Raw genomic sequence first — 22,977 nt, forward strand, 5'->3', positions numbered from 1 at the left:
GGCTTGTCTTGAAGTAAATCGGCAGCCCTAATGACTTTAAGCTTGGGGTGTCGATTGCTTTGACTACTAAAAAAACATCGCCTGATTTGTTATTGGTCATCATTACGTTATTATTATTAACAATCGGATTAATTATGGTGTACAGTGCGAGTGCGGTATGGGCGGATTATAAATTTGACGACTCATTCTTTTTCGCGAAACGGCAGCTTTTGTTTGCGGGAATCGGCGTCATTGCTATGTTTTTTATCATGAATGTCGATTATTGGACTTGGAGGACATGGTCCAAATTGCTGATGGTTATCTGCTTTTTCCTTCTGGTGCTTGTTTTGATACCGGGCGTCGGAATGGTGCGGAACGGTTCAAGAAGCTGGATCGGAGTCGGAGCATTCAGCATACAGCCTTCAGAGTTTATGAAGCTTGCGATGATTGCATTCCTTGCTAAATTTCTCTCTGAAAAACAAAAAAACATCACATCGTTCAGACGGGGGTTCGTCCCTGCACTTGGCATCGTGTTTTCAGCATTTTTGATTATCATGTGCCAGCCTGACCTCGGAACGGGGACAGTAATGGTCGGAACTTGTATTGTCATGATTTTTGTAGCCGGCGCGCGGATCGCCCATTTCGTCTTTCTCGGACTGATCGGCCTCAGCGGATTTGTCGGGCTCGTACTATCGGCTCCATATCGGATTAAGCGGATTACCTCATACTTAAATCCATGGGAAGACCCGCTCGGAAGCGGATTTCAGATCATTCAATCGCTTTATGCAGTGGGGCCCGGCGGGTTGTTCGGAATGGGGCTCGGACAAAGCAGACAGAAATTCTTTTATCTGCCTGAGCCGCAAACAGACTTTATTTTCGCCATCTTGTCAGAGGAGCTGGGCTTTATCGGGGGAACACTTATTTTGCTCCTCTTCAGCGTCCTGCTGTGGAGAGGAATCAGAATTGCGCTTGGTGCCCCTGATCTGTACGGAAGCTTTGTCGCAGTCGGCATTATTTCAATGATTGCCATTCAAGTCATGATCAATATCGGCGTAGTCACGGGCCTGATTCCTGTAACAGGCATCACGCTCCCGTTTCTGAGCTACGGAGGCTCTTCATTGACTCTAATGCTGATGGCAGTTGGTGTGCTGCTGAATGTAAGCCGCTACTCGAGGTATTAACGAATGTATGTCCAAGCTTCCTGTCTAACATGAAGCTTGGAAACAATTGATGCGATAACCCTGTCCAACAAAACAGGGTTATCGTTATGTTATAGAGAAACTTAGACTGGGGGAAAAGAAATGCGAATTGCAATAAGCGGAGGCGGTACAGGGGGACATATTTATCCTGCGCTTGCTTTTATTAAAGAAGTACAAAGACGTCATCCTAATGTGGAATTTTTATATATCGGAACAGAAAACGGGCTGGAGAAAAAAATTGTTGAGCGGGAGAATATACCGTTTCGTTCAATTGAAATTACAGGATTTAAAAGAAAATTGTCATTTGAAAATGTCAAGACTGTGATGCGTTTTCTGAAGGGCGTCAAAAAGAGTAAATCGTATTTAGCGGAATTTAAGCCCGATGCCGTAATTGGAACGGGCGGTTATGTATGCGGGCCGGTTGTCTATGCCGCTGCGAAAATGGGAATTCCGACTATTGTCCATGAACAAAACAGCCTGCCGGGCATCACGAATAAGTTTCTTTCAAAATATGTTAATAAAGTAGCGATTTGTTTTGAAGAAGCGAAATCACATTTTCCTAGCGAGAAAGTTGTATTTACGGGAAACCCGAGAGCCTCTGAAGTCGTCTCAATAAAGACGGGACGATCAATGGCTGAATTTGGGCTTTCTGAAGACAAAAAAACGGTCTTAATTTTCGGCGGAAGCCGAGGCGCTGCACCGATTAACCGCGCTGTCATTGACATGCAGGATGCGCTGAAAACAAGAGACTATCAAGTGCTGTATATCACCGGTGAAGTTCACTATGAAAAAGTAATGAATGAGCTGAAAAGCAAGGGTGCCGCTGATAATATGGTCACAAAGCCGTTTCTTCATCAAATGCCTGAGTATTTAAAGGCCATTGATGTCATTGTGGCCAGAGCCGGTGCGACAACGATTGCCGAAATTACTGCTCTCGGAATCCCAAGTGTTCTGATCCCAAGTCCATATGTGACAGCGAATCACCAGGAGGTCAATGCGAGATCTCTTGGCCAGCATAATGCGGCGATTGTACTGAAAGAAACAGAGCTCAGCGGGGAGAAGCTGATTAAAGCGCTAGACCGGATTGTACTGAATGAGCAAACGTTAAAGGAAATGAGCGAACGAACAAAGTCACTCGGTGTTCCTGACGCGGCTGCCCGTTTATACAGCGTACTCGAGGAATTAAAAAAATAGTAGAAAAGCAAATGGAATGCGGAGGTTTACGATGGAGAAAGTGATACAGGAATTAAAAGAACGCGAAGTCGGCAAGGTTCTTGCAAATGAACCGCTCGCGAATCATACAACGATGAAAATCGGCGGACCTGCGGATGTATTGGTCATTCCAAGCAGTGTAGATGCTGTTAAAGACATCATGGACGTGATTAAAAAATATGATGTGAAGTGGACAGTCATCGGCCGCGGATCAAATCTTCTTGTTTTAGATGAAGGAATTAGAGGCGTAGTGATCAAGCTGGGGGCGGGTCTTGACCATTTGGAGCTTGAAGGGGAACAAGTAACAGTCGGAGGCGGTTATTCGGTGGTCCGCCTTGCTACATCATTGAGCAAAAAAGGCCTGTCCGGTTTGGAATTTGCTGCCGGCATTCCAGGATCAGTCGGCGGAGCGGTTTATATGAATGCCGGCGCACACGGTTCTGATATGAGCGAGATCCTCGTCAAAGCGCATATTTTATTTGAAGACGGAACGATTGAGTGGCTGACAAATGAGCAGATGGATTTCAGCTACAGGACATCTGTACTGCAAAAGAAACGCCCGGGCGTTTGCCTTGAAGCTGTTTTGCAGCTTGAGCAGAAGGATAAGGAATCAATCGTTCAGCAAATGCAAAGCAATAAAGACTATAGAAAAAATACACAGCCGTATTCAAGCCCTTGTGCGGGAAGTATATTCAGAAATCCGCTTCCGAATCATGCCGGGAACCTTGTAGAAAAAGCAGGCTTGAAAGGATATCAAATCGGCGGTGCAAAGATATCGGAGATGCACGGAAACTTCATCGTCAATGCGGGAGGAGCATCAGCAAAAGATGTGCTTGATCTCATTGACCATGTGAAAAAGACAATCCGTGAAAAATACGAGATTGATATGCACACAGAGGTTGAAATCATCGGCGGAAATCGCTGATTCAAGTTCTGACTGAAGCTGTTCATATGATATACTGTAAGCAAACGACAAACGGCATCATAGTATGCCGTTTGTTTTGGAATAGACAGACTTTTAACAGCTGTTTCATTTGAATGAGGTGAACAGGCAATGAACCCGGGTCAAGACCGAGAAAAAATCGTTAACATTGAAGAGCGGATCCCTAAAATTAAAGAGCAGAGGAAACAAAAGGCAAACCGCCGTCTCATTTCATTTATTATGCTCTTTTTTATTATGGTGCTGATCATTGTGTACCTGCAAACACCAATCAGTAAAGTATCAACAATCTCTGTTACAGGGAATGAAAATGTATCAAAAAAGGAAATTATCGACCTTTCCGATATTAACAGCGGAGATACTGAGTTTTGGAGTTTGGACAAGCAAAAAACAGAAAAGAAGATTCAGCAAAATAAATTAGTGAAAAAAGCGGAGATCAGCAAATCGCTTCCTAATAAAATCAACATTGCAATCGAAGAATATAAAGCGATTGCTTATTTAGAAAAAGACGATGTGTACTATGAAGTGCTTGAAAACGGCTCAGTTCTGCCAAACGAAGTAACGCCGGATGATGCCGGACCGATTTTAGTGAATTGGACAAACGCGAAGAAGCGGTCTCAAATGGCCAAGCAGCTCGATGCGTTGTCAAATTCGTTAAAACAGTCGATTTCAGAAATTTATTATACGCCTGTAAAAATGGATGAAAACCGTATTAAGTTGTACATGAACGACGGTTATGTTGTCACTGCATCTATTAAAACGTTTGCAGACCGAATGAAGACGTACCCTTCTATCATTTCTCAGCTAAGCAGCAATAAAAAAGGAATCATTCATTTAGAAGTTGCCACCTATTTTGAAGAGTTTGGGAAAAACGATAAAGCTGCTAAAAAGGAAGATGAAAATTGAGGGGCAAATCAGCAGTCCTTCTTTCCTTGATTATGCTTATCGCAGGCTTTTTGATTTCATTTTCTTTTCAAATGACAAAAGAAAACAACAAAAGCGCGGCTGAGACGGAAGAGTGGAAAAAAGAATATGCGCTGAGAGATGAACTTCTGAAACAAGAGAAAGAAAATAAGAAGCTTGAAAAAGAATTATATCAAAAGCAAAACAAAGTCCGCCAGGCGGAAAATAAGCTGAAGAAAGAGAAGTCGGAATACTATAATGTCCTCGAAGATACAGAAAAATACAGGATGTATATTGGGGAAGTCGGTGTGCAGGGAGAAGGCGTTGAGGTGAAATTGGAAGATGCGTCATACATACCGGAAGGGGAGAATGTGAATAGTTACATCGTTCACGAAAGCCATATCTTCCAAGTAGTAAACGAACTGTATATCTCAGGAGCGGCGGCTGTCGCCGTTAATGGGCAGCGTTTGACGCATGATTCGTATATCAAATGCAATGGTCCTGTGGTAACGGTAGACGGGGTGCAGCATCCCGCTCCGTTTACGGTATCCGCTATTGGAGATCCAGATGTCCTGCTGCCCTCGTTAAATATCGCAGGAGGCCTAATTGATCAGCTGTCAATGGATCATATTTCTGTGTCGGCAGAAAAAGAGAAAAACGTACAAATGAAACCGATTCTGAAAACGAAGGAATGACTGAAAAAGCGGGTGAAATAGATTGAAAATAAAGCGTTCCTTCATAAGCATCAGTGTGCTTATGGTCATCTTCGGCCTGATGATATCTGTTCAGTTTAATTCGTTAAAGCACCCCAAAGTCCGGGATACAAGAGATATGTGGGATATTAGGGAAGAGCTGACATCAGAGCAGAAGAAGCAGGAAAAGCTGCTGTCTGAAATAAACAAATATGACAAACTTCTGAATAGCTATTCGCAAACGAAAGAAATGACAAAAGAAACCGCGCTAAATAATACCTTGCAATCCTTAAAAAAAACAGCCGGCATGACCGATATAACAGGTAGCGGAATTGTCATTACGATTTCCCCGCTTTTTTCTGAAAGCTTAACAGGAGAGCCGGTCGAAAATCCGCCTCCGGATTTGCTGAAAAAGCTGATTAATGAACTCAACTCATACGGTGCAGAGCATATCTCGATTAACGAGCGAAGAGTTGTGAATCATACAGTCATCAGAGATATAAACGGCACTACAAAAATAGACGGATACGCCCTTGACGATTATCCTTTAACAGTAAAAGTGCTTGCCAAAGATCCGGACATGTTACACAGCAGAGTGAAGGGGTCAGGCCTTGAGGATCTTTTTGCATCTGAAAATTTAGCATTAAAAGCCGGTAAATCTGAAAGCAAACTAACATTAAAAGCATATGACAGACCACTGGACGTACAACAGCTGAAACTGCTTAAAGACTGAAAAGGAGGAGAATTGTCATGTGGCTGCCCGTGTTGGGACTGGTGCTCGGAATAGCGATTGGACTAATGACAAACTTAACGATACCGAGTGAATACTCAAACTATTTATCGCTTGCGGTGCTTGCCGCACTTGATACATTAATCGGCGGAATCAGGGCGCATTTACAAGGTACATATGATGAAATGGTATTTGTTTCCGGTTTCTTTTTTAATATTATATTGGCAATAAGTTTAGCTTTTCTGGGAGTCCATCTTGGTGTAGACTTGTATTTAGCAGGTATATTCGCATTTGGAGTCAGATTATTTCAGAATATAGCCGTTATCAGAAGAAATCTACTAACAAAGTGGACTCTTTCTAAAAAAAATAAAAAAAATGTGATATAAAAGAGGATATACATAGGATATAACGAATATTTTCAATAAACATAAAATGTGAAAAACACATAAAAATATTCTGTTGTTATTTTTTGTTACACACTTGTAAAGCCACATTCATTGTATTGTTGTTCCGCAAATAATAGAATAGAAATGATCGAAATGTGAGGAGGTGCCATAGAATGAACAACAATGAACTTTACGTCAGTCTTGACATCGGTACGTCCAATACAAAAGTGATCGTCGGAGAAATGACAGATGATTCCCTTAATATTATCGGTGTGGGAAATGTACCGTCTGAAGGGTTGAAAAAAGGCTCAATCGTTGATATAGATGAGACCGTTCATTCTATAAGAAAAGCGTTTGACCAAGCTGAAAGAATGGTAGGTTTTCCGCTTAGAAAAGCTATTGTCGGCGTTAATGGAAATTATATCAATATTCAAGATACAAACGGTGTTGTAGCAGTTTCCAGTGAAAATAAAGAAATTCAGGTTGAAGATGTACGCCGTGTCATGGAGGCGGCACAGGTTGTTTCAGTACCGCACGAACAGCTGATTGTTGACGTCATTCCTAAACAGTTTATCGTAGATGGAAGAGATGAAATCACCGACCCGAAAAAAATGCTGGGTGTGCGTTTAGAAGTAGAGGGCACCTTGATCACCGGTTCAAAAACAATCTTACATAACTTACTCCGCTGCGTTGAAAGAGCTGGTATTGAAATAACTGATATTTGCCTTCAGCCGCTGGCAGCCGGTTCTGCTGCATTATCAAAGGACGAGAAAAACCTTGGTGTGGCTCTCATTGATATAGGGGGAGGGTCAACAACCATTGCCGTATTCCAGAACGGACATCTCACTTCTACCCGTGTCATTCCTCTCGGAGGCGAAAATATCACCAAAGATATCTCCATCGGATTGAGAACGTCAACAGAAGAAGCAGAACGCGTGAAAAAGCAATTTGGACATGCCTGCTATGACGAAGCCTCGGAAGATGAAATATTTGAGGTAACCGTTATAGGCACCAATCAAAAACAAACATTTACACAGCAAGAAGCAGCGAATATCATTGAAGCGAGAGTAGAAGAAATTCTTGAAATTGTTTCAGAAGAGCTTCGCAGTATGGGTATTACCGATCTGCCGGGAGGCTTCGTGCTGACAGGAGGACAAGCAGCTATGCCGGGTGTCATGTCTTTGGCGCAGGATGTGCTGCAAAACAATGTCAGAGTGGCAAGCCCGAATTATATCGGTGTAAGAGATCCTCAATATATGACGGGAGTGGGCCTGATCCAATTCGCCTGCCGGAATGCAAGAATCCAAGGCAGAAAAATAGGCTTTAAGATGCCTGAAGAAGCGATACAGGAAATCGCAGTCTCATCATCTGAGGAACAAGAGCAGCATCATCACCAAAATGAGGTGCAGCAGCGGCCAAAAGGAAAACAAAAAACACAAGCCGAACATAATAAACAGAGCAAAATGAAAAAACTATTAAGCATGTTTTGGGAATAGATAGATAGTCATTCGGCAGATTAGGAGGATTTAGCATGTTGGAGTTCGAAACAAACATAGACGGCTTAGCATCAATTAAAGTAATCGGAGTAGGAGGCGGTGGTAACAACGCCGTTAACCGAATGATTGAAAATGAAGTGCAAGGAGTAGAGTATATCGCGGTAAACACGGACGCTCAAGCTCTTAACCTGTCAAAAGCAGAAGTGAAAATGCAAATCGGCGCAAAGCTGACTAGAGGATTGGGAGCAGGTGCGAATCCGGAAGTTGGGAAAAAAGCCGCTGAAGAAAGCAAAGAGCAGATTGAAGAAGCACTTAAAGGTGCTGACATGGTATTCGTGACAGCTGGTATGGGCGGCGGAACAGGAACAGGTGCCGCACCGGTTATCGCACAAATCGCGAAAGACTTAGGCGCATTAACTGTCGGCGTTGTGACAAGACCGTTTACCTTCGAAGGACGCAAAAGACAGCTTCAGGCTGCAGGCGGAATCTCGGCAATGAAAGAAGCGGTGGACACACTGATCGTGATCCCGAACGACCGTATCCTTGAAATTGTTGATAAAAACACACCGATGCTTGAAGCATTCCGTGAAGCGGATAACGTACTTCGCCAAGGGGTTCAAGGTATTTCTGACTTGATTGCTACACCTGGTCTTATCAACCTTGACTTTGCTGATGTGAAAACAATCATGTCAAACAAAGGATCTGCTTTGATGGGTATCGGTATTGCTACTGGGGAAAATCGCGCGGCAGAGGCAGCAAAAAAAGCAATTTCCAGCCCGCTTCTTGAAGCGGCCATTGACGGTGCGCAAGGTGTCCTCATGAACATCACTGGGGGAACTAACCTCAGCCTATATGAGGTTCAGGAAGCAGCAGACATTGTTGCTTCGGCGTCTGATCAAGACGTAAACATGATTTTCGGTTCTGTTATTAATGAAAATCTAAAAGATGAGATTGTGGTGACAGTGATTGCAACCGGCTTTATCGAACAAGAGAAGGACGTGACGAAGCCTCAGCGTCCAAGCTTAAATCAAAGCATCAAAACACACAACCAAAGTGTTCCGAAGCGTGAGCCAAAACGTGAGGAGCCTCAGCAGCAGAATACAGTAAGCCGTCATACTTCACAGCCGGCTGATGATACGCTTGACATCCCGACATTCTTAAGAAACCGTAATAAACGCGGCTAATGTAAAGGACAAAATCGTTTTCGATTTTGTCCTTTTTTGTTTTTCTCTTCACACTTTCCTTCTTATAAAGTCTTTTTCCCTATTGCTTCCTTCGCTTAGTAACAAAACAGATAATTAGACCTATTTATTTTTGTGACATTTCTATCATTTTCATATATATGGAAAATGAATGACATGAAACGACAATATCTGTAATTCAGATTGTCTACAGTTAATATACAGCGATGTTCTGACAAACCATTCATTATTAAAAGGAGGGACGACACTTTTTTTAAAAAGCATGTTGAAAAAGGGGGATGAAAATGAAGAAAAAAACGAAAAACAGACTCATCAGCTCTGTTTTAAGTACAGTTGTCATCAGTTCACTGCTGTTTCCGGGAGCAGCCGGGGCAAGCAGTAAAGTCACCTCACCTTCTGTTAAAAAGGAGCTTCAATCTGCGGAATCCATTCAAAACAAGATTTCGAGTTCATTAAAGAAAAGCTTTAAAAAGAAAGAAAAAACGACTTTTCTGATTAAATTTAAAGATCAGGCTAACACAGAAAAAGCGGCAAAAGCGGCTGTTAAAAAAGCGAAATCGAAGAAGCTGTCTGCCGCTAAGACGGAATATCAAAAGCGTTCTGCTGTTGTGTCATCTTTAAAAGTCACAGCCGATGAATCCCAGCAAGATGTCCTAAAATATTTGAACGCCCAGAAAGATAAAGGAAATGCAGACCAAATTCATTCTTATTATGTGGTGAACGGGATTGCTGTTCATGCCTCAAAAGAGGTTATGGAAAAAGTGGCGCAGTTTCCCGAAGTGGAAAAGGTGCTTCCTAATGAGAAACGGCAGCTTTTTAAGTCATCCTCCCCATTTAATATGAAAAAAGCACAGAAAGCTATTAAAGCAACTGACGGTGTGGAATGGAATGTAGACCAAATCGATGCTCCAAAAGCTTGGGCACTTGGATATGATGGAACTGGCACGGTTGTTGCGTCCATTGATACCGGGGTGGAATGGAATCATCCGGCATTAAAAGAGAAATATCGCGGATATAATCCGGAAAATCCTAATGAGCCTGAAAATGAAATGAACTGGTATGATGCCGTAGCAGGCGAGGCAAGCCCTTATGATGATTTGGCTCATGGAACCCATGTGACAGGCACGATGGTGGGCTCTGAACCTGATGGAACAAATCAAATCGGTGTAGCGCCTGGCGCAAAATGGATTGCTGTTAAAGCGTTCTCTGAAGATGGCGGCACTGATGCTGACATTTTGGAAGCTGGTGAATGGGTTTTAGCACCAAAGGACGCGGAAGGAAATCCCCACCCGGAAATGGCTCCTGATGTTGTCAATAACTCATGGGGAGGGGGCTCTGGACTTGATGAATGGTACAGAGACATGGTCAACGCCTGGCGTGCGGCCGATATTTTCCCTGAGTTTTCAGCGGGGAATACGGATCTCTTTATTCCCGGCGGGCCTGGTTCTATCGCAAATCCGGCAAACTATCCAGAATCGTTTGCAACTGGAGCGACTGATATCAATAAAAAGCTCGCTGACTTTTCTCTTCAAGGGCCATCTCCATATGATGAGATAAAGCCGGAAATATCTGCACCGGGCGTTAATATTCGTTCATCCGTTCCCGGTCAGACATATGAGGATGGTTGGGACGGCACATCAATGGCAGGGCCGCATGTATCCGCTGTTGCTGCACTGCTGAAACAGGCGAATGCCTCACTTTCTGTTGATGAGATGGAGGATATATTAACCAGCACGGCTGAACCGCTCACGGATTCAACATTTCCTGATTCACCGAATAACGGATATGGCCATGGTCTGGTGAATGCTTTTGATGCTGTATCCGCTGTTACAGATGGTTTAGGGAAAGCGGAAGGACAAGTTTCTGTAGAGGGGGATGACCAAGAGCCTCCTGTCTATCAGCATGAGAAAGTAACTGAAGCCTATGAAGGTGGCAGCCTGCCATTGACTTTGACAGCTGAAGACAATGTGAGTGTGACATCTGTAAAGCTGTCCTACAAGCTTGATCAAGGTGAATGGACAGAAATAACGGCTAAACGAATCAGCGGTGATCATCTAAAAGGAACGTATCAGGCAGAGATCCCAGATATAAAAGGAACTAAACTAAGCTATAAGTGGATGATTCACGATTTTGGCGGTCATGTCGTTTCGTCTGACATATACGATGTAACAGTGAAACCAAGCATCACGGCGGGATATAAGCAGGACTTTGAAACTGCACCCGGCGGCTGGGTTGCGAGCGGAACAAATAATAACTGGGAATGGGGAGTTCCGTCAACTGGCCCAAATACAGCAGCATCCGGAGAAAAAGTATATGGAACGAATTTGACAGGAAATTATGCCAACTCAGCAAACATGAACCTTGTTATGCCTCCTGTTAAAGTACCTGATTCAGGAAGTTTGTTCCTTCAATTTAAAAGCTGGCACAATTTAGAGGATGATTTTGATTACGGCTACGTTTTTGTTCTTCCGGAAGGTGAAAAGAATTGGGAGCAGGCTGGTGTCTATAACGGAAAGACATCAAGCTGGACGGACGAAGAAATTGATTTATCGGCTTATAAAGGTCAAAACATTCAAGTGATGTTTAACCTTCAATCAGATGAAAGCATTGCAAAAGAGGGCTGGTACATTGATGATGTAGTGCTTTCTGACAAATCAGCCGGAAAAACAGTCAAAAAGAATAAGCTGGGCGTCGAAAAGCCGTCTGGAAAGCAAAAGAAAAAGCCAGTAAATCCGAAAAAGGCTAAGCCATCTGCAAACACAGCGGTAAAACATCAGAACAAGGCTATACAGCCTCAAGTTTTGCCGCTTAGGGCACAAGTCAGTGTAGTGGAAACAGGAAAATCAACATATTCAGATCAATCCACAGGGCAGTACACGCTGAAGCACAAAGCGGGAGACTATACGCTTATGGCAGAAGCATATGGTTATCAGTCGAAAACACAAAAAGTGTCTTTAAAGACGGATCAGACGACACAAGCTAATTTTACGTTAGAAGAGATGAAGAAGGGCACATTAAAAGGCACGGTCATCAATAAAACGTCAGGAGAGCCGGTAAAAGGCGCTTCCGTTTATGTTGTAGAGGATGCTGCGGTGGAACCGGCTATGACAAACGACAAAGGTGAATATACGCTGGAGGCCTATGAAGGCGCTTATACGATTAAAGTCGCTGCACCGGGTTATTACAGTGATGAATTTTCCGTTGAGTTAAAAGGTGATGTTACAAAAGAAACTGCATTGAAGCCTTTCGTCGGTTATCCGGGTGAAATTGCATATGATGACGGAACAGCGGAGAATGCCAATTCCTATTTTGCTGCCGGTAACGGTTGGGCGGTAAAAATGACGCTCGCTGACGGCAAGGACAAAGGCATGCTTACAGGAGGGCTGTTCAGATTCTGGGATACAGAGTTCCCTGATCCGGGCGGCACAGAGTTTAAGGTTGAGGTATACGATGCTACAGGAAAAGACGGAGCACCGGGCAAGAAAATTGCCGGGCCATTTAACGCTGAAGCTCTTCGCAATGGCGAGTGGACTAAAGTAGATCTCAGTTCAAAAGGGATTATGGTCGATAGAGACTTTTATCTCGTGTATATCCAGTCGAAACCTGATCCGTATTCACCTGGATTGGCAATGGATGAAACCGGCCAGAATTCCGGCCGCAACTGGCAGTATATAGATGGACAATGGGAGCCGGGTGACGAAGCAGACGGCAACTATATGATTCGCGCATTAATTGATTATGAAGCTGCTGTACCTGAGATTACTTCACCGACAGACAAATCATACACAAATAAGGATAGCGTCACTGTAAAAGGAAACGCTTCTCCTGGTACAACGGTACACATTTATAATGGAGAGAAAGAAGCAGGAGAAACGAAAGCTGCCGCGAACGGCACGTTCCAGACAGGCATCACACTCAACAAAGGTGAAAATGAGCTGACGGCAACTGCATCAACTGACAACGGAACAACAGATGCCTCCAGCCCAATCACGGTCACGCTTGATCAAGAAAAGCCTGAGTTAACGCTGGACACTCCAAAGGATGGCGGGAAAACAAATAAAGAAACGCTGACTGTCAAAGGGGTTGTATCCGATGACAATCTGAAAGACGTCAAGGTGAATGGCAAAAAAGCAACAATAACCGATGGTTCATACTCAGCCCGGATTCTTTTGGAGAATGGAAGCAATGAAATCAAAGTGATTGCTACAGACTTAGCAGGCAACAAAACGACGAAAAAGGCTGTCATTGATGTCAATTTTGATAAGCCTGTCATTTCCGGCTTAATTCCGGGAGAGGATAAAAACTTAAAAGCCGGTGAATCTGTGAAAATCGCTTTCTCAAGCGCTGAGGATTTAGATGCAACGTTTATCATTCGTATGCCGCTGACCAATGCAAGAGCGAGTGTGCAAAATGCCACCGAACTCCCGTTAAGAGAAATTTCTCCGGGAAGATATGAAGGCTATTGGACAGCCGCTTCTTCTATTAAAGCAAAAGGAGCAAAAGTAGAAGTGATCGTCCGAGATGATTATGGAAATGAAACAAGAAAAACTGCGAATGGAAAACTTAATATCAACACAGAAAATTAAGTGGAAAAAAGCTGCCGTCATTGGCAGCTTTTTTTATATCCTCTCATTATACTTCCTCGACAAATTAAGCAGATTTCCCTGAAAAATTGTATTTTCCTCTCAACATTAATTGACAGACTTTCCCACAGAGCTTGCTTTATACTTATGAAGCAAGAAGGGGAACAGCGTGAGGCAAGAAAGAAAGGAGTCAGATGTGAAAATCTATTTAGATGTCATTTGGCTGTTAAACTTTTGTTTTGATGCACTTTTGCTTTTGCTCACGGCATTTATTTTAAAACGGCATGTAAAAAAAAGAAGACTGGTAGGCGGAGCGTTCATCGGTTCCAGTATTGTCCTTTTGATGTTTACTCCTTTTTCGCCGATTGTTGAACATCCGGCTGGGAAGCTAGCTTTTTCAGTTGTGATTGTGGTGGTGACATTTGGCTTTAAAAGATTTCGGTTTTTCTTTCAAAATTTGTTTTCCTTTTATTTTGCCACTTTTTTAATGGGGGGAGGAATTATCGGAGCCCATTCTTTGCTGCAGTCAAATTCTATTGTTCAAAACGGTGTCATGATGACCAATCAAACAGGGTTTGGAGACCCGATCAGCTGGTTGTTTATTGTTGGTGGCTTTCCAGCATTATGGTTTTTTTCTAAAAGAAGAATTGAAGATATTGAAACAAAAAACATTCAATATGAGGAACGAGTCAGCGTGCAGGCAGATTTGGGCAGCCAAACACTTCATGTCAGAGGCCTGATTGATTCCGGTAATCAGCTGTACGATCCTCTTACAAAAACACCGGTAATGATCATTTACATTGATAAACTGGAGCCGATTTTCGGAACAGCCGAAACGATGATCATTCGAAACACAGACCCATTGGAAGCCATCGAACAGCTCGATGATTCCTTTCGCTTTTTAGATAAAATGAGGTTGATTCCATACAGGGGAGTTGGTCAGCAAAATCAATTTTTATTATGCGTTAAACCGGATCACGTAACGATTATGACAAAAGAAGAAATGATTTCTGTAGATAAATGTTTAATCGGTATCAGCACAACAAAGCTGTCGGCAGATGGAGAGTTTGACGCGATTATTCATCCGAAAATGCTTTCGGGCAAGGCTGTCAAACACGTTTCATAATGTTCGCAAATGTCCGTTACTTATCATACTCAAACGGCGTGACATTTAGAAGGGAGAGGAAGATGAAAAAACTGAAATTACGGTTGACGCACCTCTGGTATAAGCTGCTGATGAAACTTGGGCTGAAAAGTGATGAAGTCTATTACATAGGCGGGAGTGAAGCCCTGCCGCCTCCATTATCTAAAGATGAGGAGCAGGTTTTGTTAATGAAGCTCCCAAACGGTGATCAGGCGGCGCGCGCCATTCTAATTGAACGCAATTTGCGTCTGGTCGTATATATCGCCCGTAAATTTGAAAATACGGGAATTAATATAGAGGATTTAATCAGCATCGGTACCATCGGTCTAATCAAAGCTGTGAATACATTCAATCCAGAAAAGAAAATCAAGCTTGCTACCTATGCCTCCCGGTGTATAGAAAATGAAATCCTGATGTATTTAAGAAGAAATAACAAAATCCGTTCAGAGGTTTCCTTTGATGAACCGCTTAATATTGATTGGGACGGCAATGAGCTTTTGCTTTCTGATGTGCTCGGCACTGACGATGACATCATCACTAAAGACATAGAAGCTAACGTCGATAAAAAGCTTTTGAAAAAAGCGCTTGAACAGCTTAATGAGAGAGAAAAGCAAATCATGGAGCTGCGGTTTGGGCTTGTCGGTGAAGAAGAAAAAACCCAAAAGGATGTAGCGGATATGATGGGGATTTCTCAGTCTTATATTTCGCGGCTTGAGAAAAGAATTATAAAAAGATTGAGAAAAGAGTTCAACAAAATGGTGTAAAAAATTTTATGGTTAGAACCCCTTGATTTTACAGGGATTTCCTGGTTTCGACAGTTTTTCGGTCTGAGTGCAGTGCATATTTTTCCCACCCAAGGAGATACTTAACGTTGTACAGCAGCTCCTGTAGGGAGGGAAAAAAGTGTCGAGAAATAAAGTTGAAATCTGCGGGGTGGATACCTCCAAATTACCAGTACTCAAGAATGAAGAGATGAGAAAGCTGTTTAGGCAGCTGCAGGATGAAGGCGATGATTCAGCAAGAGAAAAGCTTGTAAACGGGAACTTGCGTCTTGTCTTAAGTGTCATTCAACGATTTAATAACAGAGGGGAGTATGTTGATGACTTATTTCAAGTCGGCTGCATCGGACTAATGAAATCCATTGATAATTTTGACCTAAGCCATAATGTTAAGTTTTCAACATACGCTGTACCTATGATTATCGGAGAGATCCGCAGGTATTTACGCGATAATAACCCGATCCGTGTCTCAAGATCACTCCGGGACATCGCTTACAAGGCGCTTCAGGTAAGAGAGCGGTTAATCAGTGAGACAAGCAAGGAGCCGACTGCAGAAGACATCGCAAAAGTTCTTGAAGTACCGCATGAGGAAATTGTATTTGCGCTTGATGCCATCCAGGATCCGGTTTCTCTATTTGAACCGATCTATAACGACGGCGGAGACCCGATCTATGTGATGGACCAAATCAGTGATGAGCGTAATACAGATTCACAATGGATTGAAGAGCTGGCTTTAAAAGAGGGCATGAGAAGGCTGAACGATAGGGAAAAAATGATTTTGAGAAAGCGATTCTTCCAAGGGAAAACCCAAATGGAAGTCGCCGAGGAAATCGGAATTTCTCAAGCGCAGGTGTCCAGACTTGAAAAAGCGGCTATCAAACAAATGAATAAAAATATTCATCAATAATGAAAAGCCTTTAAAACGATGTTGTTTTAAAGGCTTTTCTATTGATTATGGATGGTTTACGTTTTGGAAAAAGTAAGGTATCCTAGTTCGTACAAAGTTTTATGAAAATTAAAACAATTATAAAAGGCAATAAAGAGGAGGACCACGATGATTTTGCAGCTTGACAATGTCTCACTAAAACGGAATGGGAAATGGATACTGAAAGATATTCATTGGAAGGTGGAAGAAAAGGAAAATTGGGTGCTTTACGGCCTAAATGGCGCCGGGAAGACAGCGCTGTTAAATATGCTTTGCTCATATTATTTTCCAACATCAGGCGAGATGCAGGTGCTCGGCCATGAATTTGGCAAAACAGAGCTTGGGGAAAAGCTCAGACGTAAAATTGGCCTCGTCTCAGCAGCTCTTCAGCAAAAATTGTATCCGGCAGATTCAGCTTTTGAAATTGCTTTGAGCGGAGCTTACGCTTCGATTGGGTTATATGAAACGCCAAGTAAGGAAACCAGGGAAAAAGCGATAGGTTTGTTAGAGGACTTGGGAGCAATTGAATATGCCGATCGCCGCTATGAAACCCTTTCTCAAGGGGAAAAACAAAGAGCATTGATTGCTAGAGCACTAATGGCCGATCCGGAGCTGCTGATACTGGATGAACCAGTCACAGGACTGGATTTTATTGCCCGGGAAAAGCTGTTAGATACGATTACATACATTGCAAACAAAGAAAATGCACCATCTATCCTTTATGTGACTCATCATGCTGAAGAAATTTTGCCTGTCTTTGATAAAGCCCTTTTATTAAAACAGGGAGAGGTTTTTGGATCCGGAGAAATAAAGGAAATGCTTACTGATCAAATACTTTCCGCTTTTTTTGATACGCCAATCCATGTATTATGGAATCAGGATCGGCCGTATTTAACAAGAGCTGAGCCGATAACGAATGCCTGACAAATATATATAGATTCATCCTAGGGGTGCTTTGCGAAGCTGAGAGAGACTTTGTCTCAACCCTTTTGACCTGATCTGGATCATGCCAGCGGAGGGAAGCGGTGAAAAGCGGAGTACATCGGACTCCGTTTGTTTTTATTAAGCCGTTTCATCACATTTGAAACGGCTTTTTTGATTTTAAAGAATAGGAGCGGATTTACATTGGATCAACAAATAGACTCTTTGCAAAAAAAAGTGGAAGAACATAAGGAGGAGCTTATTCAGCTTGCGAAAACGCTGATTTCTTATCAAACACCCGCTCCGCCTGCAAGAAATACAGAGGGCATTCAGTCTTGGATTGCGGGATATTTAAATGAATTGGGATTCTCGATCGACAAATGGGATGTGTACCCTGGAGATCCCAATGTTGTAGGGAAGCTAAAAGGAACAGATTCAGCAGATTATTATAGCCTGATTATCAATGGCCATGTAGATGTGGCAGAGGTAAAAGAGGATGAAGAATGGGAGCATGATCCATTTCATCCAATTGAAAAAAACGGTCTCTTAATCGGGCGGGGCGCTTCCGATATGAAGGGCGGAATGGCGTGTGTGCTGTTTGCTGTCAAATTGATTCGTGAAGCAGGCATTGAACTTCCCGGTGATCTGATTCTGCAATCGGTTATTGGGGAGGAAGTTGGAGAAGCCGGCACACTTGAATGCTGCAAGAGGGGCTACCACGCTGATTTTGCAATTGTCGCGGATACGAGCGATATGCATATTCAAGGCCAAGGGGGTGTCATTACAGGCTGGATCGAAATCAAAAGCAGTCAAACATTTCATGATGGAACGAGACGGAATATGATTCACGCAGGCGGAGGAACATTCGGAGCAAGCGCAATTGAAAAAATGGCAAAAATCATTGGGGGGCTCGGTGAACTTGAGCGCCACTGGTCTATTATGAAAAGTTATCCCGGTTTTAAACCAGGCACAAATACGATTAACCCGGCAGTTATAGAAGGCGGCAGACATGCGGCTTTTATAGCGGACGAATGCCGGTTGTGGATCACAGTCCATTTTTATCCGAATGAAACCCATGACCAAGTGGCAGCGGAAATAGAAGATTACGTCAATCGGCTGAGTGACAGTGATATTTGGCTTAGGGAAAACCGCCCTGTATTCAAGTGGGGAGGCTCATCTATGATAGAAGACAGAGGAGAAATTTTTCCGGCATTGGAAGTTGACTCTGGCCACCCAGGCGTCTTAGCGCTAACTGCCTCTCATCAGAAAGTGAAACGGGAGTGTCCAATTATTGACGTTTCTCAATCAGTTACAGATGGCGGATGGCTGTATGATGCCGGTATTCCATGCGTAATATACGGTCCTGGAGATCTGCACAATGCACACTCTGTGAACGAGAAGGTATCGATTGAGCAGCTAGTAGAGTATACAAAAATTATACTCGATTTTATCATCAGCTGGTGCAGCCGGAAAAAAGAACAATGACATGAAAATTTCTTCTTGCTGACAAGGTTCAGCCTGCCCGTTCATATACTTGAACAAAAGGACGGAAAAAGGACGTGATGGAATGATCAGCATTTCAGAATTTCAGGTAAAGGATGTCGTCAATGTCTCAAACGGAAAAAAGCTGGGGAGTATTGGTGATATTGATATCAATGTGACAACTGGAAAAATTCAGGCGATCATACTCGGAGGAAATGGGAAAGTTCTCGGATTTTTTGGAAAAGAAGAGGAATTGGTCATTCCATGGCGAAATATAGTAAAAATCGGGGAAGATGTAATCTTAGTCCGATTAAGTGAACCACATGCATAAACCTGCTTGTCTGCCGCAGATTGGCAAATGCCGGAAGTCTCGATTCTTCCGGCACATTTCATTTAGAAATATGCAAATCGGCGCTCAACGAATGCAGTAAGATGTGGTAAAATAAGTGGGAAATTCCGCTTTTTTAAATGTTTGTCGAAAGGTTGGATCATCATGAATACATATCACCCATTCAGTCTTACCACACCCTCGACACTCATGATACAAGACTGGGTTCAAACGAATCAAAACAACAAAAAAGTCATTGCCGGATTTACGACAAAAAACGGCGGTGTCAGCCAAAAGCCTTTTGAATCGTTAAATACAGGATTGCACGTTCATGACAAAGATGCAGATGTAGTTAAAAATCGTGAATATATTGCCGATATGTTTAATACTGATTTGCAGTCTTGGGTATTCGCTGATCAGACACATGATAATCGCGTTCAGAAAGTGACGCAGAGGGATAGGGGAAAAGGCGCCCGTGAGTATCACACGGCTCTAAAAGCAACGGACGGGCTATATACAAATGAAAAAAATGTATTTTTAGCATTATGCTTTGCTGATTGTGTGCCTCTTTTCTTTTATGATCCGGTTAAGTCGCTTGTCGGAGTCGCCCATGCCGGGTGGAAAGGCACCGTCAAACAGATTGGCAGAGAAATGGTGAAGCAATGGACTGAGAAGGAAGGTTCAAATCCCTCAGATATTTACGCTGTTATTGGCCCGTCTATCAGCGGAGCATGCTATACGGTAGACGACCGCGTCATGGATGCTGTCCGCGCATTGCCGGTTTCAGCAGACCTTGCCGTTAATCAGACGGCAAAGGCACAATATCAGCTTGATCTGAAAGAGCTGAACCGTCTTATACTGATGGACAGCGGTTTGGCAAGTGAACAAATTTCTGTCAGCGGTTTATGCACGGAAAGCGAGCCGTCTCTTTTCTATTCTCACCGCCGCGATCAGGGGAAAACTGGACGGATGATGTCCTTTATCGGAATGAAGGAGGCATAAAAGATCTTGCGTGTTGTTGATAATTTACGACATATAAACGAACGAATAAACGAAGCATGTAACAGATCGGGCCGCAGCTCCGACGAAGTTACGGTTATTGCAGTCACAAAATATGTATCACCTGAAAGAGCACAGGAGGCAGTAGATGCTGGCATCACCTGCCTAGGAGAGAATCGGGATGCGGAACTGCTCCGCAAACAGGAATTGATGAAAGGGAATCCGGAATGGCATTTTATCGGCAGTCTGCAATCAAGAAAAGCAAAATCTGTCGTCAATGCGGTTTCCTATATCCATTCCCTAGACCGGCTCTCATTAGCGAAAGAAATTGAAAAACGGGCTGAAGGTACTGTACGATGCTTTGTGCAGGTCAATACCTCTCTTGAGCCTTCTAAACATGGCATGAAAAAAGAAGAAGTCATTCCATTCATACAGGAGCTTTCCGGTTTCGAACATATCCTTGTTGCCGGACTGATGACAATGGCTCCGCTGACTGATGATCAAGATCAGATCAGAAGCTGTTTCAGGTCGCTGAGAGAACTCCGTGACCAGGTTCAGAAGCTGAACCAGCCGAACGCTCCGTGTACTGAACTGTCGATGGGCATGTCAAATGATTTTGAAATTGCAATTGAAGAAGGAGCTACTTATATTAGAATCGGCTCATCGTTAGTCGGAAATGAAACAGGGGGTGTACAGCAATGAGTATGAAAAATAAACTGAAAAACTTTTTCTCAATGGAAGATGAAGAATACGAATATGAATATATTGAGACAGAGCGGGAATCTCATGAGGAGCATGAGCAAAAAGAAAAGCCGGCTTATACGGGGAATAAACCTTCGGGCAAACAGAATGTAGTGAGCTTGCAAAGTGTTCAGAAATCCTCTAAAGTGGTGTTGAGTGAGCCGCGCGTTTATGCGGAGGCGCAGGAAATAGCCGACCATTTGAAGAACCGGCGGGCAGTTGTCGTCAATCTTCAGCGGATACAGCATGACCAGGCGAAGCGGATTGTTGACTTTTTAAGCGGAACCGTTTATGCCATTGGCGGCGATATTCAAAGAATCGGCTCAGATATTTTCCTCTGCACGCCTGACAACGTAGATGTATCAGGCACAATTTCTGAGCTCATATCTGAAGACGAACATCAGAGGTGGTAAAGCGAGATGATCCTTTATCAAGTTTTTTCGGTTTTAAGCTTATTAATCACAATATACTCATTTGCCCTGATCATATATATTTTTATGTCATGGGTGCCGAGTACGAGGGAAACAGCAGTCGGGCGTTTTTTGGCTTCGATTTGTGAACCATATCTCGAACCATTCAGAAAAATCATTCCTCCGATTGCAATGCTGGATATTTCACCAATCGTAGCAATACTTGTGCTTCGGTTTGCGACAACCGGCTTGTGGGGACTTTATCGCATGATTGCGTTTTAATGTGACAGTTTGATAGGGGCTTGGCAGCAGCCAAGCCTCTTTACATAGAAGGGAAAGACGATGAGCGATATATATCAGCACTTCAGAAAAGACGAGCGGGCCTTTATTGATCAGGCGCTCGAATGGAAAAGAATTGTCCAGGAGCAGTACCGGATGAAGCTGACCGACTTTTTAGACCCCCGAGAGCAGGTCATCCTCTCTGCTGTTACGGGACAGGCCGATGTCGGGCTTGCTTTTTCCGGCGGCTATGACAGAGCGGAGCGAAAACGGGCGATTCTCTATCCGGAGTACATGACGCCGGAAGAGGCGGATTTTGAACTGCAGGCTTTTCACGTCCGCTATGCAGAAAAGTTTGTCTCAGTAGATCACCGTTCTCTGCTTGGTGCATTAATGGGCATAGGCTTAAAGCGGCAAAAGTTTGGTGATATTGTTTTTTCTGAGACAGCAGTGCAATTGATTGTCTCAGCCGATACCGCTGATTTTGTGGCTGCGCAGCTGACCCAAGCAGGCAAAGCGGCGGTCAGCTTAGAGAAAATTGACTTGTCAGACCTTAACATTCCGGCAGTTGATGTCGAAATAAGGGATGACACGGTTTCTTCTTTGAGGCTTGACGCCGTCTGCGCCTCTATGAGCAGGCAATCCCGCCAGAAATCGCAGACGCTCGTGAAAAACGGGCTCGTAAAAGTGAACTGGAAGGTAGTTGAAGATCCTTCCTATATGGTGGCAGAAGGGGACATGCTGTCTATCAGAGGTTTTGGCCGGTGCAGCTTAACAAAAATCGAAGGAAAAACCAAAAAAGACAAATGGAGAGTGACGTTTGAACGACAAAAATAGTCGGTTTTTCAGTTTTTTTCTCCATCTGTGCGAAATTTGTTTTATAATGTGAACTAGATAACCGTACTGAAATGTAAAAATGGAGGTGGCATCATGCCATTAACGCCAAATGATATTCACAACAAGACGTTTACAAAAAGTTTTCGCGGATATGATGAAGATGAAGTAAATGAATTCCTAGCGCAAGTCAGAAAAGATTACGAAATTGTTCTCCGCAAGAAAACTGAGCTTGAAGCGAAAGTCAATGAACTTGATGAAAGAATCGGACACTTTGCCAATATTGAGGAAACGTTGAATAAATCAATTTTAGTTGCCCAAGAAGCGGCTGAAGACGTAAAACGCAATTCTCAAAAAGAAGCAAAGCTGATCGTTCGGGAAGCGGAGAAAAATGCTGATCGCATTATCAACGAGTCTTTATCAAAATCCAGAAAAATCGCTATGGAAATTGAAGAGCTGAAAAAACAGTCTAAAGTGTTCAGAACACGTTTCCAAATGCTGATTGAAGCGCAGCTTGATCTTCTGAAAAATGACGATTGGGATCATCTGCTTGAGTATGAAGTCGACGCAGTATTTGAGGAAAAGGAATAAATTCTCTGATTATCTTGACATTTTCTTAGCTTGTCGAATATAATACGTTCATAAATTCAGATGAAAAAACGGTTGAAAGGGACAGTCATGTTTCATTCAGGCCTTCATAGCGACCCGGAGATGGTGAAAGTCCGGGATGGCCGGAATCATGTAGATCAGCCCTTTAGTTTCCTTTCTGAACTCACAGTAGGTTAGGACGTTCATCACGTTACGATGCTCGAG

22 protein-coding genes, 1 riboswitch and 1 other annotated feature (1 of these 24 only partly in view) are annotated in these 22,977 nt (G+C 43.2%); all 22 genes read left to right on the plus strand.

Features of this window, described 5'->3' with window-relative positions:
- Nucleotides 1-59 precede the first annotated feature (59 nt).
- The 22 genes from spoVE to divIVA all read left to right on the plus strand — a co-directional run bounded on the left by spoVE (nt 60) and on the right by divIVA (nt 22,755).
- Nucleotides 60-1,160: a stage V sporulation protein E gene (gene spoVE / locus NSU05_RS08075; RefSeq protein WP_003244810.1), complete on the plus strand. Its 1,101-nt coding sequence runs from the start codon at nt 60-62 to the stop codon at nt 1,158-1,160.
- A gap of 120 nt (nt 1,161-1,280) precedes the next feature.
- Nucleotides 1,281-2,372: an undecaprenyldiphospho-muramoylpentapeptide beta-N-acetylglucosaminyltransferase gene (gene murG, locus NSU05_RS08080; RefSeq protein ID WP_038428919.1), complete on the plus strand. Its 1,092-nt coding sequence runs from the start codon at nt 1,281-1,283 to the stop codon at nt 2,370-2,372.
- A gap of 31 nt (nt 2,373-2,403) precedes the next feature.
- A complete protein-coding gene (gene murB, locus NSU05_RS08085; RefSeq protein ID WP_003232182.1) occupies nt 2,404-3,315 on the plus strand; it encodes a UDP-N-acetylmuramate dehydrogenase in 912 nt (303 codons plus the stop codon).
- 129 nt (nt 3,316-3,444) lie between these two features.
- On the plus strand, nt 3,445-4,236 hold the full coding sequence (gene divIB / locus NSU05_RS08090; protein WP_003232178.1) for a cell division protein DivIB: 792 nt from the start codon (nt 3,445-3,447) through the stop codon (nt 4,234-4,236).
- Nucleotides 4,233-4,928, plus strand: a complete 696-nt coding sequence (locus NSU05_RS08095) for a DUF881 domain-containing protein (RefSeq protein ID WP_038428920.1) — start codon at nt 4,233-4,235, stop codon at nt 4,926-4,928. Before divIB ends, NSU05_RS08095 begins: the two co-directional genes overlap by 4 nt.
- A 22-nt stretch (nt 4,929-4,950) precedes the next feature.
- On the plus strand, nt 4,951-5,658 hold the full coding sequence (locus NSU05_RS08100) for a DUF881 domain-containing protein (protein WP_015252136.1): 708 nt from the start codon (nt 4,951-4,953) through the stop codon (nt 5,656-5,658).
- A 17-nt stretch (nt 5,659-5,675) separates the two neighbouring features.
- Nucleotides 5,676-6,041: a small basic family protein gene (locus NSU05_RS08105; RefSeq protein WP_003238683.1), complete on the plus strand. Its 366-nt coding sequence runs from the start codon at nt 5,676-5,678 to the stop codon at nt 6,039-6,041.
- Between the two features lie 173 nt (nt 6,042-6,214).
- Nucleotides 6,215-7,537, plus strand: a complete 1,323-nt coding sequence (gene ftsA / locus NSU05_RS08110; protein ID WP_038428921.1) for a cell division protein FtsA — start codon at nt 6,215-6,217, stop codon at nt 7,535-7,537.
- 35 nt (nt 7,538-7,572) lie between these two features.
- The gene (ftsZ, locus tag NSU05_RS08115; RefSeq protein ID WP_003232167.1) at nt 7,573-8,721 is read left to right on the plus strand and encodes a cell division protein FtsZ; all 1,149 of its coding nucleotides are present in this window, start codon (nt 7,573-7,575) and stop codon (nt 8,719-8,721) included.
- 302 nt (nt 8,722-9,023) lie between these two features.
- The gene (locus NSU05_RS08120) at nt 9,024-13,325 is read left to right on the plus strand and encodes a bacillopeptidase F (protein WP_038428922.1); all 4,302 of its coding nucleotides are present in this window, start codon (nt 9,024-9,026) and stop codon (nt 13,323-13,325) included.
- 193 nt (nt 13,326-13,518) lie between these two features.
- Nucleotides 13,519-14,448 (plus strand): sigma-E processing peptidase SpoIIGA, encoded by a 930-nt coding sequence (gene spoIIGA, locus NSU05_RS08125; protein ID WP_038430007.1) that lies wholly within the window; start codon nt 13,519-13,521, stop codon nt 14,446-14,448.
- Between the two features lie 62 nt (nt 14,449-14,510).
- Nucleotides 14,511-15,230: an RNA polymerase sporulation sigma factor SigE gene (gene sigE, locus NSU05_RS08130; RefSeq protein ID WP_003221446.1), complete on the plus strand. Its 720-nt coding sequence runs from the start codon at nt 14,511-14,513 to the stop codon at nt 15,228-15,230.
- A gap of 139 nt (nt 15,231-15,369) precedes the next feature.
- Nucleotides 15,370-16,152: an RNA polymerase sporulation sigma factor SigG gene (gene sigG / locus NSU05_RS08135; protein WP_009967190.1), complete on the plus strand. Its 783-nt coding sequence runs from the start codon at nt 15,370-15,372 to the stop codon at nt 16,150-16,152.
- Between the two features lie 147 nt (nt 16,153-16,299).
- A complete protein-coding gene (locus NSU05_RS08140; protein ID WP_038428923.1) occupies nt 16,300-17,094 on the plus strand; it encodes an ABC transporter ATP-binding protein in 795 nt (264 codons plus the stop codon).
- Nucleotides 17,095-17,106: 12 nt separating this feature from the next.
- Nucleotides 17,107-17,208: riboswitch (TPP riboswitch) on the plus strand.
- A gap of 87 nt (nt 17,209-17,295) precedes the next feature.
- On the plus strand, nt 17,296-18,576 hold the full coding sequence (gene ylmB / locus NSU05_RS08145; RefSeq protein WP_038430008.1) for an N-formyl-4-amino-5-aminomethyl-2-methylpyrimidine deformylase: 1,281 nt from the start codon (nt 17,296-17,298) through the stop codon (nt 18,574-18,576).
- Between the two features lie 82 nt (nt 18,577-18,658).
- Nucleotides 18,659-18,904 (plus strand): YlmC/YmxH family sporulation protein, encoded by a 246-nt coding sequence (locus tag NSU05_RS08150; RefSeq protein ID WP_003232153.1) that lies wholly within the window; start codon nt 18,659-18,661, stop codon nt 18,902-18,904.
- Between the two features lie 162 nt (nt 18,905-19,066).
- Nucleotides 19,067-19,903 carry a peptidoglycan editing factor PgeF gene (gene pgeF / locus NSU05_RS08155; protein ID WP_038428924.1) on the plus strand — a complete coding sequence of 279 codons (837 nt, stop codon included), beginning with the start codon at nt 19,067-19,069 and terminating at the stop codon, nt 19,901-19,903.
- 6 nt (nt 19,904-19,909) lie between these two features.
- Nucleotides 19,910-20,602, plus strand: coding sequence for a YggS family pyridoxal phosphate-dependent enzyme (locus NSU05_RS08160; RefSeq protein WP_014479734.1), 693 nt, complete (start codon nt 19,910-19,912; stop codon nt 20,600-20,602).
- Nucleotides 20,599-21,054, plus strand: a complete 456-nt coding sequence (gene sepF / locus NSU05_RS08165; RefSeq protein ID WP_014479735.1) for a cell division protein SepF — start codon at nt 20,599-20,601, stop codon at nt 21,052-21,054. The genes NSU05_RS08160 and sepF overlap by 4 nt, the downstream gene beginning before the upstream one ends.
- Nucleotides 21,055-21,060: 6 nt before the next feature.
- On the plus strand, nt 21,061-21,333 hold the full coding sequence (locus tag NSU05_RS08170) for a YggT family protein (protein ID WP_003221463.1): 273 nt from the start codon (nt 21,061-21,063) through the stop codon (nt 21,331-21,333).
- 60 nt (nt 21,334-21,393) lie between these two features.
- Nucleotides 21,394-22,167: an RNA-binding protein gene (locus NSU05_RS08175; protein WP_038428925.1), complete on the plus strand. Its 774-nt coding sequence runs from the start codon at nt 21,394-21,396 to the stop codon at nt 22,165-22,167.
- 93 nt (nt 22,168-22,260) lie between these two features.
- Nucleotides 22,261-22,755: a septum site-determining protein DivIVA gene (gene divIVA / locus NSU05_RS08180; protein ID WP_003221468.1), complete on the plus strand. Its 495-nt coding sequence runs from the start codon at nt 22,261-22,263 to the stop codon at nt 22,753-22,755.
- Nucleotides 22,756-22,817: 62 nt separating this feature from the next.
- Nucleotides 22,818-22,977 (plus strand) — a binding site (T-box leader) (it continues 67 nt past the right edge of the window).

Source organism: Bacillus sp. EU52, from assembly GCF_037964975.1.
Taxonomy (GTDB): Bacteria; Bacillota; Bacilli; order Bacillales; family Bacillaceae; genus Bacillus; species Bacillus subtilis.